11 protein-coding genes are annotated in these 13,491 nt (G+C 70.2%); 6 read left to right on the top strand and 5 right to left on the bottom strand.

Going from position 1 to position 13,491, the window contains the following annotated elements; all coding sequences use genetic code 11:
• Window positions 1-2 precede the first annotated feature (2 nt).
• Window positions 3-1,760: a hypothetical protein gene (locus OG246_RS03160; protein ID WP_266455482.1), complete on the top strand. Its 1,758-nt coding sequence runs from the start codon at window positions 3-5 to the stop codon at window positions 1,758-1,760.
• Between the two features lie 67 nt (window positions 1,761-1,827).
• On the opposite strand, the gene OG246_RS03155 is transcribed toward OG246_RS03160, so the two are convergent.
• From OG246_RS03155 to OG246_RS03135, 5 genes are all read right to left on the bottom strand, one after another.
• A complete protein-coding gene (locus OG246_RS03155) occupies window positions 1,828-3,096 on the bottom strand; it encodes an NAD(P)/FAD-dependent oxidoreductase (RefSeq protein ID WP_266455480.1) in 1,269 nt (422 codons plus the stop codon).
• The gene (locus OG246_RS03150; RefSeq protein WP_266455478.1) at window positions 3,093-3,533 is read right to left on the bottom strand and encodes a GtrA family protein; all 441 of its coding nucleotides are present in this window, start codon (window positions 3,531-3,533) and stop codon (window positions 3,093-3,095) included. The genes OG246_RS03155 and OG246_RS03150 overlap by 4 nt, the downstream gene beginning before the upstream one ends.
• A complete protein-coding gene (locus OG246_RS03145; protein WP_266455477.1) occupies window positions 3,523-4,626 on the bottom strand; it encodes a glycosyltransferase family 2 protein in 1,104 nt (367 codons plus the stop codon). Before OG246_RS03145 ends, OG246_RS03150 begins: the two co-directional genes overlap by 11 nt.
• 243 nt (window positions 4,627-4,869) lie before the next feature.
• Complete coding sequence (locus tag OG246_RS03140; protein WP_266455475.1) at window positions 4,870-6,201, bottom strand: alpha-2,8-polysialyltransferase family protein; 1,332 nt, start codon at window positions 6,199-6,201, stop codon at window positions 4,870-4,872.
• Window positions 6,201-7,187 carry a glycosyltransferase family 2 protein gene (locus OG246_RS03135; RefSeq protein WP_266455473.1) on the bottom strand — a complete coding sequence of 329 codons (987 nt, stop codon included), beginning with the start codon at window positions 7,185-7,187 and terminating at the stop codon, window positions 6,201-6,203. Before OG246_RS03135 ends, OG246_RS03140 begins: the two co-directional genes overlap by 1 nt.
• A 177-nt stretch (window positions 7,188-7,364) precedes the next feature.
• On the opposite strand from OG246_RS03135, the gene OG246_RS03130 reads away from it, so the two are divergent.
• The 5 genes from OG246_RS03130 (at window position 7,365) to OG246_RS03110 (ending at window position 13,486) form a co-directional block, all read left to right on the top strand.
• Window positions 7,365-8,738, top strand: coding sequence for a DUF6716 putative glycosyltransferase (locus OG246_RS03130; RefSeq protein ID WP_266455467.1), 1,374 nt, complete (start codon window positions 7,365-7,367; stop codon window positions 8,736-8,738).
• Between the two features lie 77 nt (window positions 8,739-8,815).
• Window positions 8,816-10,126, top strand: a complete 1,311-nt coding sequence (locus OG246_RS03125) for an N-acylneuraminate cytidylyltransferase (RefSeq protein WP_266455465.1) — start codon at window positions 8,816-8,818, stop codon at window positions 10,124-10,126.
• A 14-nt stretch (window positions 10,127-10,140) separates the two neighbouring features.
• Window positions 10,141-11,076, top strand: a complete 936-nt coding sequence (locus OG246_RS03120; protein ID WP_266455464.1) for an N-acetylneuraminate synthase family protein — start codon at window positions 10,141-10,143, stop codon at window positions 11,074-11,076.
• 29 nt (window positions 11,077-11,105) lie between these two features.
• Window positions 11,106-12,236: a hypothetical protein gene (locus OG246_RS03115; RefSeq protein ID WP_266455462.1), complete on the top strand. Its 1,131-nt coding sequence runs from the start codon at window positions 11,106-11,108 to the stop codon at window positions 12,234-12,236.
• 89 nt (window positions 12,237-12,325) lie between these two features.
• Complete coding sequence (locus tag OG246_RS03110) at window positions 12,326-13,486, top strand: low temperature requirement protein A (protein ID WP_266455460.1); 1,161 nt, start codon at window positions 12,326-12,328, stop codon at window positions 13,484-13,486.
• Window positions 13,487-13,491 lie beyond the last annotated feature (5 nt).

Genomic DNA, 13,491 nt, shown 5'->3' with positions numbered 1-13,491 from the left:
CCGTGGCGACCGCCCTGGCCGACGACCTCGACGGCGCCACCCCAGCAGCACAGCCGAAGCAGCGCGTCCGCCGGTCACCCTTGTGGTGGCCGGTGGTCGCGCTGCCGGCCGCGCTGGCCGTGGCATACGTCGTGGTCTTCCGGCGGCTGACCGGCGACCTGGAGTACGTGCTCGGCGCCCTGCGGACCGGTGAGCAGGCCGGCTACTCACCGTCGGAGATCTTCACCCACCGGCCTTACTTCTACCGGTGGTTCATCGCCGGACTCGACAAAATCACCTTCGGCGACCTGATGGTGAGCGAGGCGCTCATGGGCGCGGCGGGCGTGCTGCTCGCCGCCGCGGCCGCCTACGCCCTGTACGTGGCGCTCCTGCGCCACCTCACCGGGCGGGAAGCGGCCCTCACGGCGGGCGCCGTCGGGCTCGCCATGACGCTGGCGCCCCGCAACGACTTCCTCCAGCCGGAGTGGGCGGCGGTCGTCCTCACCGTGCTGGCCGTCGCCGCGACACTCGGCCCCGCGAAGCCCTGGCCGGCGGCGCTGCTCGCCGCGCTGCCCCTGGCGCTCGCGGTGATGATGAAGTACTCCACCGCCGCCTCTGCCGCCATCGGCGTGCTCTTCGTGTACGCCGTCGACCGGGGTCGGGCCGTACGTCTCGCGCTGGTCGCGGTGCCCGGCGCGGTGGCCCTGTTCGCGCTGAGTGTCCTCGCCGGGTCCCACGAGTGGCAGTGGACCGAGGACATGCCGCAGCTCAACCAGGCGTCGATCGGCCGCACCGGCATCCACCCGCGGTTCATCATCGAGCGCTCCGTGGACTTCCTCGCCGACCGCGCCGTGGAGAGCCCGGTGCTGCTGCTCCTGCCCGGAGCGCTGCTGCTTGTGCTCTGCCGGGTACGCGGGCGGCGCCGCCGGGCCGAACTGATCCTGGTGGCCCTGACGATCGGCTTCGGCGCCCAGGCGGTCGTGGTCGTGCAGGGCAACTGGTTCCTGTACCACGGCGCCCAGATGCCCGTGATCGCCGCCGCCGTGTGGGGCCTGGCCGTGGGCGGCGCCCGCCGCTCCCCGCCCTGGTTCTTCGGCGCCGTATCGCTGCTCTACGGCGCGCTGCCCGTGCTGTACACCCACCTGCCGAGAGACCTCCAACGGCCGTACGTCCTCTGGGCCGCGGCTCTGGTCCCCCTGCTCGCCGCTGTCCTGGACGCCTGGCTGGAGGCACGTGTGCGGGCGGCGGGCGTGCGAGCCCCGCGGCCGAGGATCTCTCGCGGGGTGTGGCCGGCCGCGCTGGTCGCCCTGGCCGGCGTGGTGTGCCTGGCCGGGAGCAGCTGGCCGGACTCACCGCACCTCGTGCAGTACGGCAAGGTCCTGACGACGAACACCGCGTACCTGAAGTCCCTGGAGGACTCCGAGCAGGCGGCGGACCGGATCCGGGCCCAACTGCCCGCCGACGCCCCGGTGTTGTATCTCGCCTTCGGTGACGCGGCGTACTTCGTCGACCACCCGGCCCAGTGCCGGTACCCGATCGCCACGTTCCTCCAGCGCACCCGCTACCTCGCGGACGTCACCGAGCTGAAGTCGTTCCAGGAGAACGCCGACTGCGTCGACCACGACCCCGCCCCGTACGCGGTCCTGGACCGGAACTGGTTCCGGCCGGGCAAGGTCGACCCGGCTCTCGCGCGGCGCATCTCCGCCGAGTACGACTGCCCGACCGCCGACGAGAGCGGCAAGGCCAAGCTGGTCCTGTGCGAGCGCAGGAGCGGCACCTGACAGGTCGCTGCCCCGGCCGGTGATAACCGGCCGGGGCAGCGTCCGTTCGGCTTCGGTTCGGCTTTGTTCAGCGCAGGCCGAGCGAGGCCGTGACCTTGCGGGCCAGCGCCACCGAGTAGCTCTGCCCCCGGTCCTGCGGATAGATCTGCGCCATCGTCACCAGCTTGACCCGGCTCATCGGCGTGTCGTGCGGCGGGATCAGCGAGCGGTACTCGGGGGTCACCACCGGCTGGGCGAACCCGGCCTTCGAGAAGTGCCAGTCCTTGATCCAGGACTCGTCGAACTCCGGGTTGATCCGCCGCAGATACGGCACGAACGCCTTCAGCAGCTCGGCAGGCTCGGTCGTGAACCGCCAGTCCTCGCGCTCCACGTAGTTGCCCACGTAGAGGATGTGCCGGCCGCCGTAGACCGAGGGGTCGATCATCCTGGTGTGCTCGACCACCGCGAGGAACGGGAAGTCCGGCTCGTTGATGTTGAGCCAGTAGTACGGGATCACGCTGCGGTCCAGCTCGAGGACGAAGCAGGTCGCGCCGAGGTACTGGTTCTTCCACACGGCGTCGTCCGCGGGCAGCCCGGCCGCCTTGGCGAAGGCGGGCTGCGGAGTGGTGACGATCAGCTGCTCGAACTCGTAACTCGAGCCGTCCGCGCACGTCACCACCGCCGGCGCCTCGTCGCCATCCTGCCGGATCGACTCGACCGCCTTGCCGAACTCGACCTTGCCGCCCAGCTCCTCGACGCCGTCCCGCAGCGCCGCGTACACGCGCTCGAACCCGCCGTCCACATAGCCGAGTTCGAAGGTGCGGCAGTGGATACGGGCCCACAGCCAGGCCATCGACACCTGCTCGGCGCGGTCGCCGAACTTGCCGGTCAGCAGCGGCTCCCAGATCGCCGCGGTGGCCTTGCGGCCCGCCCAGCGGCGCAGCCAGGCCAGCGCGGTCAGATCGTTGAACCGCTCACCGCTGCGCACCGCCTTCAGCAGCGCGGAGGAACCGGCGAACCGCACCGCGTCCAGCGGGGAGAACTCCGGGAAGCGCAGCATGTCGACCGGGCTGGTGAAGTTGATCAGCTTGTCGCCGCGGAAGATGGCCGTGGTCGGCTTGTGGAAGCGCAGCGCGTCACCGAGCCCCAGCTCCTCGATCAGGCCGATCATGGCCTTGTCGCTGCGGAAGATGTGGTGGTAGAAGCGCTCCAGCGGAACGCCGCCCACCTCCAACGACGCGGCGAGACCGCCGAGTTCACCGGCCGCTTCCAGGACGGTGACCTGGTGGCCGGCGCGTACGGCGTCCCAGGCGGCGGTCAGGCCGCTGGCACCCGCGCCGATGATGCCGAGGTTCATGCGAAGCTCCACTTTTTGTTGAGCGCGAACTGAAGCGCCAGGACCAGCGGGAGCGAGCCGACCTTGACGAGGTTGGCGTCGATCCCCAGTGCGTCGGTGAAGGCGAGGAAGAGCAGGTTCGTCAGGGCGATACCGGTCAGCCCGACGGCGTAGAAGCGCAGGAAGCGCACGACGATCCGGTCGCGCCGCTCGAAGGTGAACAGCGCGTTGAGGACGAAGTTGTTGGCGATGCCGAGGGTGGTGCTGATCGCGTTGGCGAACTGCTCGTCCATCCCGGCCAGGTTGTGCAGCAGGAGGAAGACCGCGAGGTCGAGCGCGAGGCCGCTGCCGCCGATGAGGGTGTAGCGCAGCAGCTGGCGCAGGGTGCGCGCGCGACCTTCCGGGGCCTCGTCCGGGGTCACTGTGGGGGCGGCCGTGGAGGTGGTGTCAGACGCCACGGCGACCGTCCCGCTCCTCGGTGCGATCACCGGTACCGGGTCCGTCCCGCTCGTCCTTGCGCCGTCCGATCACCTCGCGCACCAGGTACAGCGGGCGCCCCTGGGTCTCGCTGTAGATGCGCCCGATGTAGCTGCCCAGCACACCCAGGGACAGCATCTGGGTGCCGCCCAGGAACAGCACGACGACCATCAGCATCGTCCAGCCGGAGACGGTGATCTCGGGCCGGAAGAACTTCATGGCCAGCGTGTAGAGGATGCCGACCAGCGACAGCACGAGCACCAGGAAGCCGAGGCGGGTGATCATCTTCAGCGGCGTGGTGGAGAAGCTGGTCATCCCGTCGACCGCGAGGCGGGCCATCTTGCGCAGCGGGTACTTCGTCTCGCCCGCGAACCGCTCGTCGCGGTCGAAGGCCACCGTGGTCTGCCGGTAGCCCATCGAGGCGACGATGCCGCGCACGAAGCGGCTGCGCTCGCGGTACCGGCGCAGCTCGTCGGCGACCCGCCGGTCGAGCAGCCGGAAGTCTCCGGTGTCCAGGGGGATGTCGACCTCGGTGCTGGAACGCAGGACGCGGTAGTACAGGTGCGCGGTGGCCCGCTTGAAGGCGGTGTCCTGCCGGCTGCGGCGGCGCGCGTGCACGATCTCGGCGCCCTCGCGCCAGGCGTCGACCAGTTCGAGGCTGACCCGCGGCGGGTCCTGGAGGTCGGTGTCCATGACGATCACCGCGTCGCCCTGGGCGAGGTCGAGGCCCGCGGTGATGGCGACCTGGTGTCCGAAGTTGCGGGCGAAGTCGACCACCTGGACGCGCCCGTCGTTCTTCGACAGGGCCTTGAGGATGGCGAGCGAGCGGTCCGAGGAACCGTCGTTGACGTACAGCAGCTCGAAGTCGAGCTCCGGACGGCCCTCGATCGCGGCGATCAGCTCGGTGTGGAAGGCGGCGATGCCGTCCTGCTCGTTGTACACCGGCAGGACGTACGAGATCAGCGACCTCTTGGCCGGCTCCGGCTCCGGGTCCGGTTCCGGGGGCGCGAGCGTGACGCCGGCAGGAGCGGGGGACGAGGCGGGGGCAGGCGGACGTATGTCCTGCTGGGTCATCTCCACCCACCCGCAAACCCGAACGGGCGTATGGAGAAAGCTATTTGCTGCATTGGAGGAAGCTATGGAGGCTTGGTTAAGGACGGATGAACGAGCCGGGTCCACGAGTTGTCTGCATAGTCTCCCTTCACCCATTTGAGTGGGCCGCTCGATCACGTCCGGGCAAGCGCGCAGCACGCGGTGGGCGGGTGGATCAGCCAGTGATCCACCCGCCCACCGCGCACTGCTCTCAGGCGCCCGCGTTCAGCGCCGTACCGCCTTGCGCAGCGCACGCGCCTGCCGCACCACCCGGCGTGCCGTGGAGTTGCGGGGCACGAAGGCCAGCCGCTCCGGGATGCCGCCGGGAAGGCCGAGCGAGGTGAGCCGGCGGCGCTTGAAGTAGCGCTGGGTGCGCGGGCCGAAATGCTGGGACAGATAGCGTTCCGTGGCCGGGCGCAGCCGCGGGTGGATCTGCGGCTGCATGGTGAACCCGAGCGCGACGACCAGACCGTTCAGCTCGTCGGTGGGGAGGGCGTCGTTGTCCTTCTTGCCCTCCAGGTCGGGCAGCAGTGCGTCGGCGAGTGCGACGGGCACGCGGTTGCTGTTCTGGTAGGGCGTGAGGCGATCCAGTATCGGTTCGGTACCGATACGGGCGACCGGCAGGTCGTAGAACACGGAGGCCGTGAACAGCGCGGTCGAGAAGCAGCCGACGACCAGAGCGGGCCGGGCCTTCTCGAACAGCACCTCGGCGAGCACCGGTGTGTTCAGGACGGTGAGTTCGACGCCGAGCTTGGCGGCCTCGGTCTCCAGGGCGCGGCTGTAGCTGGCCGGGGCGGTCGGGTGCGGCTTGAAGACGATGCTGCGGTGCCCGCGGTCGACGGCTCCGCGCATCATCCGCACGTGCAGGTCTTCCTCTTCCTTCGCGGAGAGGATGTTCAGGGCCGACAGGTACTGGCCGAGCAGGAGTGCCGCGTTGTCGGGCAGCGCGGGCAGCTCCGGCACGGCGCCGCCGAGCCCGCTCAGCACCTTCAGGAACGCGTCCGCCGGCACGATCTCCGCGGGCACGTCGAACTCGGTCAGCAGCAGCGGTGTCAGTCCGGGCACCAGGTCCAGGTGCAGCAGCCGCCGCACCCGCGTGCCGACCAGCGGGTCGAGCTTGTTGCGGGTGGGCCCGTAGCTCATCAGCCCGTCGGCGTAGACGTCGATGGGAGCCCCGGTGAACAGCTGCGCCACCGTGAAGGCGGGGGTGACCTGGATGGACTCCAGGACCAGCTCCACCCGGTCGTCGCCGAGATCCCACAGCAGCCGCAGATAGCGCTCGAACAGCGGGATGTCGTCGGTGCGCGGCGTCCACGCCCCGGGGTGGAACGGCCGGATGGCCTCGTTCCAGGACAGCACCCCGTCGAAGTGGTCGCTCAGCGACGCGAACCCGGGCATCTCGTCGACGGCGGGGGTGGTCTCCGGAGTCGTGGAGTTGTTGAACACCAGCAGCAGGCGGCGGTCGGCCGCGGTGAACTGGTCGGACTCGATCGCGGCGGCCAGGGTCGCGGCGCCGTACAGCGTCGAGGCGCAGAAGATCTGGGTGGTACGGGACATCAGGCGGCCGCCTTCGCAGTGGTGATCCGGCGCCGCAGCCGCCGCAGTTTCGAGGAACGGCTCAGGTCCATGGTGTCCAGTACGTCACCGAGCGCGTCCTGCGGCATCCGCTTTATGGCCGCCGCGCTCATCGACCGCAGCTGCTTGGCGACGGCCGGTTCGAACTTGTCGATCTCCGAGAGGTGGTGGGCGATGATCGCGCAGTACGTCCGCACCGCCTTGGGCAGCAGCCGGTCGGCGTCCGGGTCGGCCGCGGTCTCCTCGACGACCTGATCGAAGGCACGGATGAAGTCGAGCTGACGGACATCACCGATTTGAGTGAGTGAGGAAGCGACCCCACGCCGGTAGAAGACCCCCAGCAGGCTCACCACGGCGAACGACTCCGCCTCGCGGTGCAGCTTCCAGATCCACGGCCGGTCCTCGGCCGTGCGCAGCCCGTCGGTGAAGTGCAGCAGCCCCCGGTCGAGCAGCCTGCGGTGGTAGGCGCCGGCCCAGGCGTACGCGTAGTCCACCGAGGTCGTCCGGTCGACGGGCAGGATCGCCTCGCGCGGGTTCATCACCTCGTCGCGCCGCCCGTGCGGGGCCCGGTGCACCGTACGGCCGCGGTTGGTGGCCTGTACGTGGTCGGTGCGGATGAAGTCGCAGCCCAACCCCTCAATGGCCGACACGAGTTCACCCAGGTAGCCGGGCGCGAGCCAGTCGTCGCCGTCCAGGAAGGTCAGGTACTCGCCCCGCGCCGCGTCGAGGCCGGTGTTGCGCGCGGTGGCGAGCCCCCCGTTCTCCTTGTGGCGGACGTAGCGCACCTGAGCGACATCCGAAAGTTCTTCGGCCGCTCGTTCCAGGATTGCCGGAGTTTCATCCTTCGAATGGTCGTCCACCAGCACGAACTCGAAGTCCTGCCGGGCGTTCAGGCGGAGGCTTCTGAGAGTGTCCGGTGCGTACTGCTGGACGTTGTAGAACGGCACGATCACGGAGAGCTTTGGCACGCCAGGAAGCCTATGAGGCTGCCCGGATCCGGAACTTTCCGGGACGGGTACGGGGGGTGAACTCGATGTGTCGGAACGGTGCATTCCGTACTCTTCCTGGTCTTCGACGGGCCAGTTGGGCTTGGGGAAGTGTGCTGTTAACTTTTTGTTGAGTTGAGGTTGGGTTATATCTAAGAAATGGTTCCTAGCGTCTTGGGTGTGCCACCAAGTGCAACTAGTACAACGAAATCTCTGCGGATCGCAGTACTCGCGGACTCGGACACCCGATGGAAATGGGGTGCGCTGACCGCGGACCGCATTGCCCCGGGCCCGTCCATGGAAGCCGGATCGCGCGGCGACGCGCAAGTCGGCCCTGCGCTGAGCGGATTCCTGCTGCGCGGCCGGGCCACGCCCACGGCCCGCCAGCTGGCGGAAGTCGGTGTCCGCGCGGACTCCATCCGTGAGGTGACGGCCGTCGAATTCCTGCGCACCATGGAGCGGGAGTCGTACGACGTCGTGATCCTCGCCCTGGTCGGCGGCGCCGTCCAGGCGATGCTGCACGGCCTGCGACGGATCTGGGACGGCCGCGCCGAGCGGCCCCTGGTCGTCACCGGCTATGTCGGAGTCGTATACGAAAAGCTCGCGGACGGCCTCCTGCTGCGGCACGGCGCGGACCTCGTCCTCGCCAACTCCCGTCAGGACGCGGACCGTTTCCGGGCCGTGTACGAGGGGGTGGGCGCCGACGCCTCGGCGGTCACCGAGGTGGCACTGCCCTTCCTCGGGGGCGAGCCCTACAAGAAGGGCAACGACCCGTACACCGTCGTCTTCGCGGCCCAGCCCTCCGTACCGGAGAACCGCAAGGACCGCACGTACCTGCTGAACCGCCTGATCCAGCACGCACGCCTGCACCCGGACCGCGAGGTGCTGCTCAAGCTCCGCTCCAAGCCGGGCGAACACACCACGCACATCGAGGAGTTGCCCTACCAGAAGCTGGTCCAGAAACTGGACCCGCCGGCCAACTTCCGCCTCGTGTACGGGCACATGGGCGAGGTCCTCGACAACACCGACCTGCTGGTCACCATCAGCTCCACGGCCGCCCTTGAATCCCTGCACCGCCGTATCCCCACCGTCGTCCTCAGCGACCTCGGGGTGCGCGAGGCGCTCGGCAACCACCACTTCGTGGGCTCCGGATGCCTGGCCTCCTGGGACCAGCTCGACGACGGACACCAGCCGGTGCCCGACGCGGCCTGGGTCTCCCGGCAGGGCGTCGCCGCCGACGGGTCGTACGAGACGGCCTTCGACGTGGCACGGTTCAGGATCACCGAGCTCCTCGAATCGGCCGAACTCCCGCCGCTCGCCCCGTACTACACGCCCGTCACCGCGCCCGGCTACCTGCCCGGCATCCTCGCCCGCCACCACCTCGGCCCGGACGGCACCCCGCTGCCCGGCGCGCCCGCGGCGGACAAGGAGCCCAGCCCAGTTCGGCAGATAGTGCGCCGTGCGGCCCGTGGCGCCTACCGCCACGGTGTCCAGCGCGTGGCACCTGTGATCCGGAGGATGGGCGAACTGTGAGCGACTCCAACCCAAGCGTCCCGGGCTCTTCGGGCCTCCCACGCCTCTCTCGCCTTCCTCGTCAAGGAGAACAGCGAATGTCCAACTCGGAAGCCGGCCAAGCGGGTCAGGCGGCCCCGGTGCGCCGTGTGCTCGCGGTGATCCCCGCGCGCGGCGGCTCCAAGGGCGTCCCCGCGAAGAACCTCCTCCCCGTGGGCGGTGTGCCGCTGGTGGCCCGCGCCGTGCGCGAGTGCCTCGCGGCGCGCCTCGTGACGGACGTCGTCGTCTCCACCGACGACCAGGCGATCGCCGCCGCCGCCCGTCACGCCGGCGCCGAGGTGGTCCTGCGCCCCGCCGCCATCGCCGGCGACACCGCGACCTCCGAGGCCGCCGTCCTGCACGCCATGGACGCCCACGAGGCCCTGCACGGCTCGCCGGTCGACGTGGTCCTGCTCGTGCAGGCCACCAGCCCGTTCATCGTCCGCGAGGACATCGACGGGGTCTCGGCCGCCGTCGTGGAGAACGGCGCGGACACCGCCGTGACCGTCGCCGCCTTCCACGGCTTCATCTGGCGCGACGCCGACGACGAGGCCACGGCCGTCGACACCGGCGCCACCGCGTCCGTGGGCGGATCGGCGGTGGCGGTCGCCAACGCCAAGGTCACGAGCGGCGGTTACGGCGTCAACCACGACAAGTCCTTCCGCCCGCGCCGCCAGGACCGCCCCCAGGACCTCCTGGAGACCGGCGCCGCGTACGCCATGGACGCCACCGGCTTCCGCGAGCACCAGCACCGCTTCTTCGGCCGTACGGAGCTCGTCCGCACCGACCCCGCGCGGGTCCTCGAGATCGACGACCCGCACGACCTCGCCCGTGCACGGGCGTTGGCGCCGCTGTTCGACGCCAACCGTCCCGGCACGCTCCCGACCGCCGCCGACATCGACGCGGTCGTCCTCGACTTCGACGGCACCCAGACCGACGACAGGGTGCTGATCGACTCCGACGGACGGGAGTTCGTCTCCGTGCACCGCGGAGACGGCCTCGGTATCGCGGCCCTCCGCAAGAGCGGCCTGAAGATGCTGATCCTGTCCTCGGAGCAGAACCCGGTCGTCGCCGCCCGGGCCCGGAAGCTCCAACTCCCGGTCCTCCACGGCATCGACCGGAAAGATCTCGCACTGAAGCAGTGGTGCGAGGAACAGGGCATCGCGCCCGAGCGCGTGCTCTACGTCGGCAACGACGTCAACGACCTCCCGTGCTTCGCCCTCGTGGGCTGGCCCGTGGCGGTCGCGAGCGCCCACGACGTCGTGCGCGGCGCCGCACGCGCGGTCACCACCGTGCCCGGTGGCGACGGCGCGATCCGAGAGATCGCCAGCTGGATCCTCGGCCCTTCTCTCGACTCCCTCGAAAAGTAAGGAACCACACCCCCATGAGCAACTCCCGTCTGCGCAGCTTCGGTTCGAAGACCGCCGGCCCCGGCCACCCCGTCTACGTCGTCGGCGAGATCGGCATCAACCACAACGGCGAGCTGGAGAACGCGTTCAAGCTGATCGACGCCGCCGCCGAGGCCGGCTGCGACGCCGTCAAGTTCCAGAAGCGCACCCCGGAGATCTGCACCCCGCGCGACCAGTGGGACATCGAGCGCGACACCCCCTGGGGCCGCATGACCTATATCGACTACCGCCACCGCGTGGAGTTCGGCGAGGACGACTACCGCCAGATCGACGAGTACGCCAAGTCGCGGGAAATCGACTGGTTCGCCTCCCCGTGGGACACCGAGGCCGTCGCCTTCCTGGAGAAGTTCGACGTCCCCGCCCACAAGGTCGCGTCCGCGTCGCTGACCGACGACGAGCTCCTTCGCTCGCTCCGCGCCACCGGCCGCACGGTCATCCTCTCCACCGGCATGTCCACCCCGAAGCAGATCCGCCACGCGGTCGAGGTCCTCGGCTCGGACAACATCCTGCTCTGCCACGCCACTTCGACCTACCCGGCGAAGGCGGAGGAGCTCAACCTGCGCGTCATCAACACGCTCCAGGCGGAGTACCCGAACGTCCCGATCGGCTACTCCGGCCACGAGACGGGCCTGCAGACCACCCTCGCGGCGGTCGCCCTCGGCGCCACCTTCGTCGAGCGCCACATCACCCTCGACCGCGCGATGTGGGGCTCCGACCAGGCCGCCTCTGTCGAACCCCAGGGCCTCGTGCGCCTCGTCCGTGACATCCGTACCATTGAGGCCTCTCTCGGTGATGGCATCAAGAAGGTCTACGAGTCCGAGCTCGGCCCGATGAAGAAGCTGCGCCGCGTCACGGGCGTCGTCGCGGAGGCGGAGATCGCCGACGCCGCCGGCGAGCCGGTCTCGGTCTGAACCCCTTACGACGGGACGGTCGTACGTCGATGAGCCCCAGCGCCGGTTCCTCCGGCCCCCACACTCTCGCCTTCGTCGAGAGTCCGGTACAGCTCCTGAACGTGCTGGAGTGGGCGTACGCCCATGCCCTCCGGCCCGAGCGGGACAGTTTTCCGGCGCCCGTCGGGGCGCCGGCCGGGGGGGCCGCCGGGCCGCCCGGCGCGGGGCTCACCCTCGTCGTCCTCTCTCCCAACGACCCGATGACCCGCGGCCAGTTGCGCCGCATGGCGGACCTGGCCCGCGACGAGGGCTACGAGGTGCGCTGGGAGGAGGCGCGCGGCGGCACCATGGCGCCCTTCCACACGATCGGCGGCCTCGCCCCGCTGTTGCGCAAGGCCCAACGCATCGTCATGGGGGACCCGTTCTCCCGCTACGTACAACTGCTGCTGACGATCACGAAGGCCCGCGAACTGGTCGTCGTGGACGACGGCACGGCGACGATGGAGTTCGTCGCCCAACTGGCCCGCGGTGAACGCCTGGTGCGCTGGCACCGGCGCGGTGGCCGCCCCGGCCCGCGCGACCTGCTCTTCGCGCCGGTCTCGTCCTCCGCCCGCCGCCGCCTCACCCCCTCCGAGAGACGCTCGGTGGAGGTCTTCTCCTCGATGCCGATCGACTCGGCCCCGGAAGGCGTCCGCCTCACCTCGAACGACTTCTCCTGGACCCGCGCCCGCTTCGGCCCGCCCCGCATCACCAAGGGCGCGGACCTGGTCGGCACGTCCCTGGTGGAAACCGGCGTGGTCGACCCGGACCACTACCTGGAGGCGGTCCGCACCCTCGCCAAGACCCACGGCGCGACCCGCTACTTCGCGCACCGCCGCGAAAGCACGGAGAAACTCCACCGCCTGGCCGTCGAAACGGGCCTGGAAATAGTCCGCCCGGACCTCCCCCTCGAACTGATCGCCCGCCGCGGCCCCATCGGCCGCACGATCCTCAGCTTCCCGTCGACCGTCGTCCACACCCTGCCGCTGGCCCTGGCCGGCACCGAGGTGCGCGTCGCCGTCTGCGACATCGACCCGACCTGGCTCACGGAGAACGCCTCACCGCGGGCACAGGGGTTCCTGTCGGGGGTTACGGGGACGGCGAGGGACGTGACCCGCTTGTCGGCGAGTACGGCGGTCTGACCCGCGCCCGCCCGAGCCCTGGGTATTGTTCGCGCGGGGTACACGGCGGGGGAGGGGGAACCGTGGTGACACGGAGCGAACGGTCGCGGATGGCGGCAACCGAGGGCGGCCACCGGGTGACACCGGCGGAGCTGTTCTTCGACCTGGTGTTCGTGTATGCGATCACCCAGGTCACCGCACTGATGGCGGCCGATCCGACGGCACAGCGGCTGCTCGGCGCGGGCGTGGTGCTCGCGCTGCTGTGGTGGTGCTGGTGCTGCTTCGCGTGGCTGGGCAATGTCGTACGGGCCGACTCCGGGCCGATGTTCGGAGTGCTCATCGCCGTGATGGCGGTCGTCCTGGTCGTCTCCCTCACCGTGCCCGAGGTCTACACCGACGCACCGGGCGGCCTGGACACACCCCTCGTCTTCGTCCTCTGCTACGGCGCGGTCCGCATCCTGCACCTCGTCACGTACTGGCTCTCCGACCGCGAGGACCAGGCCCTGCACGCCACCCTCCGCCGGACCGCCCTGCTCTCGGTGGCACCGCCCTTCGCACTGCTCCTGGTGGGCAGCGCCTTCACCGGGATCACCCAGATCCTGATCTGGCTGGGCGCTGTGCTGATCGACTACCTCGGCATCTACGTCACCGGATCCTCGGGCTGGCGGGTGGCCTCGCCGGGACACTTCTCCGAACGCCACGGACTGATCGTCATCATCGCCCTGGGCGAGTCGATCGTCGCCATCGGCGTCGGGGTGTCCGGACTGCCGCTGAACGCCCCCGTGCTCCTCGCGGCCCCCGCGGGCCTGCTGGTCGTCGCCGGCCTGTGGCGCCTGTACTTCCGTCGCCTCAGCGAGCCCGCCGAGCACCGCCTCGCGGCCCTGGAGGGCGACGACCGCACCCGCTTCGCCCGCGACGTCTACACCTTCCTCCACCTGCCCCTCGTGGCCGGCGTCGTCCTCACCGCCCTCGGCATGAAGAAAGCCCTCCAACAGGTCGCCGACACCGACCACTACGACCTGTCGGAGCCGCTCCACGGGGTCGTCGCCTGGGCCCTCACCGGAGGCGTCGGCATCTTCGTCCTGGCCGCCGCGGCAATCCTGCTCCGGACCACCGGGCGAGCGTCCCCGGTCCTCGTAGCCGGCGGACTCGCCCTCCTGTGCGCGGGCCCGGCCGTCGCGGTCGTCCCGGCCCTGCTCGCCCTCACCGTGCTGGCCGCCGTAACGGCCCTGCTGCTCCTGGACCGCCGGACGGCCACCCACGAGGGGTGATCCGC

The sequence above is a fragment of the Streptomyces sp. NBC_00620 genome, assembly GCF_026341825.1.
Lineage (GTDB): Bacteria > Actinomycetota > Actinomycetes > Streptomycetales > Streptomycetaceae > Streptomyces.
The sequence above is the reverse complement of the archived record's forward strand: the minus strand, read 5'-3'. Positions and strand labels throughout refer to the sequence as shown.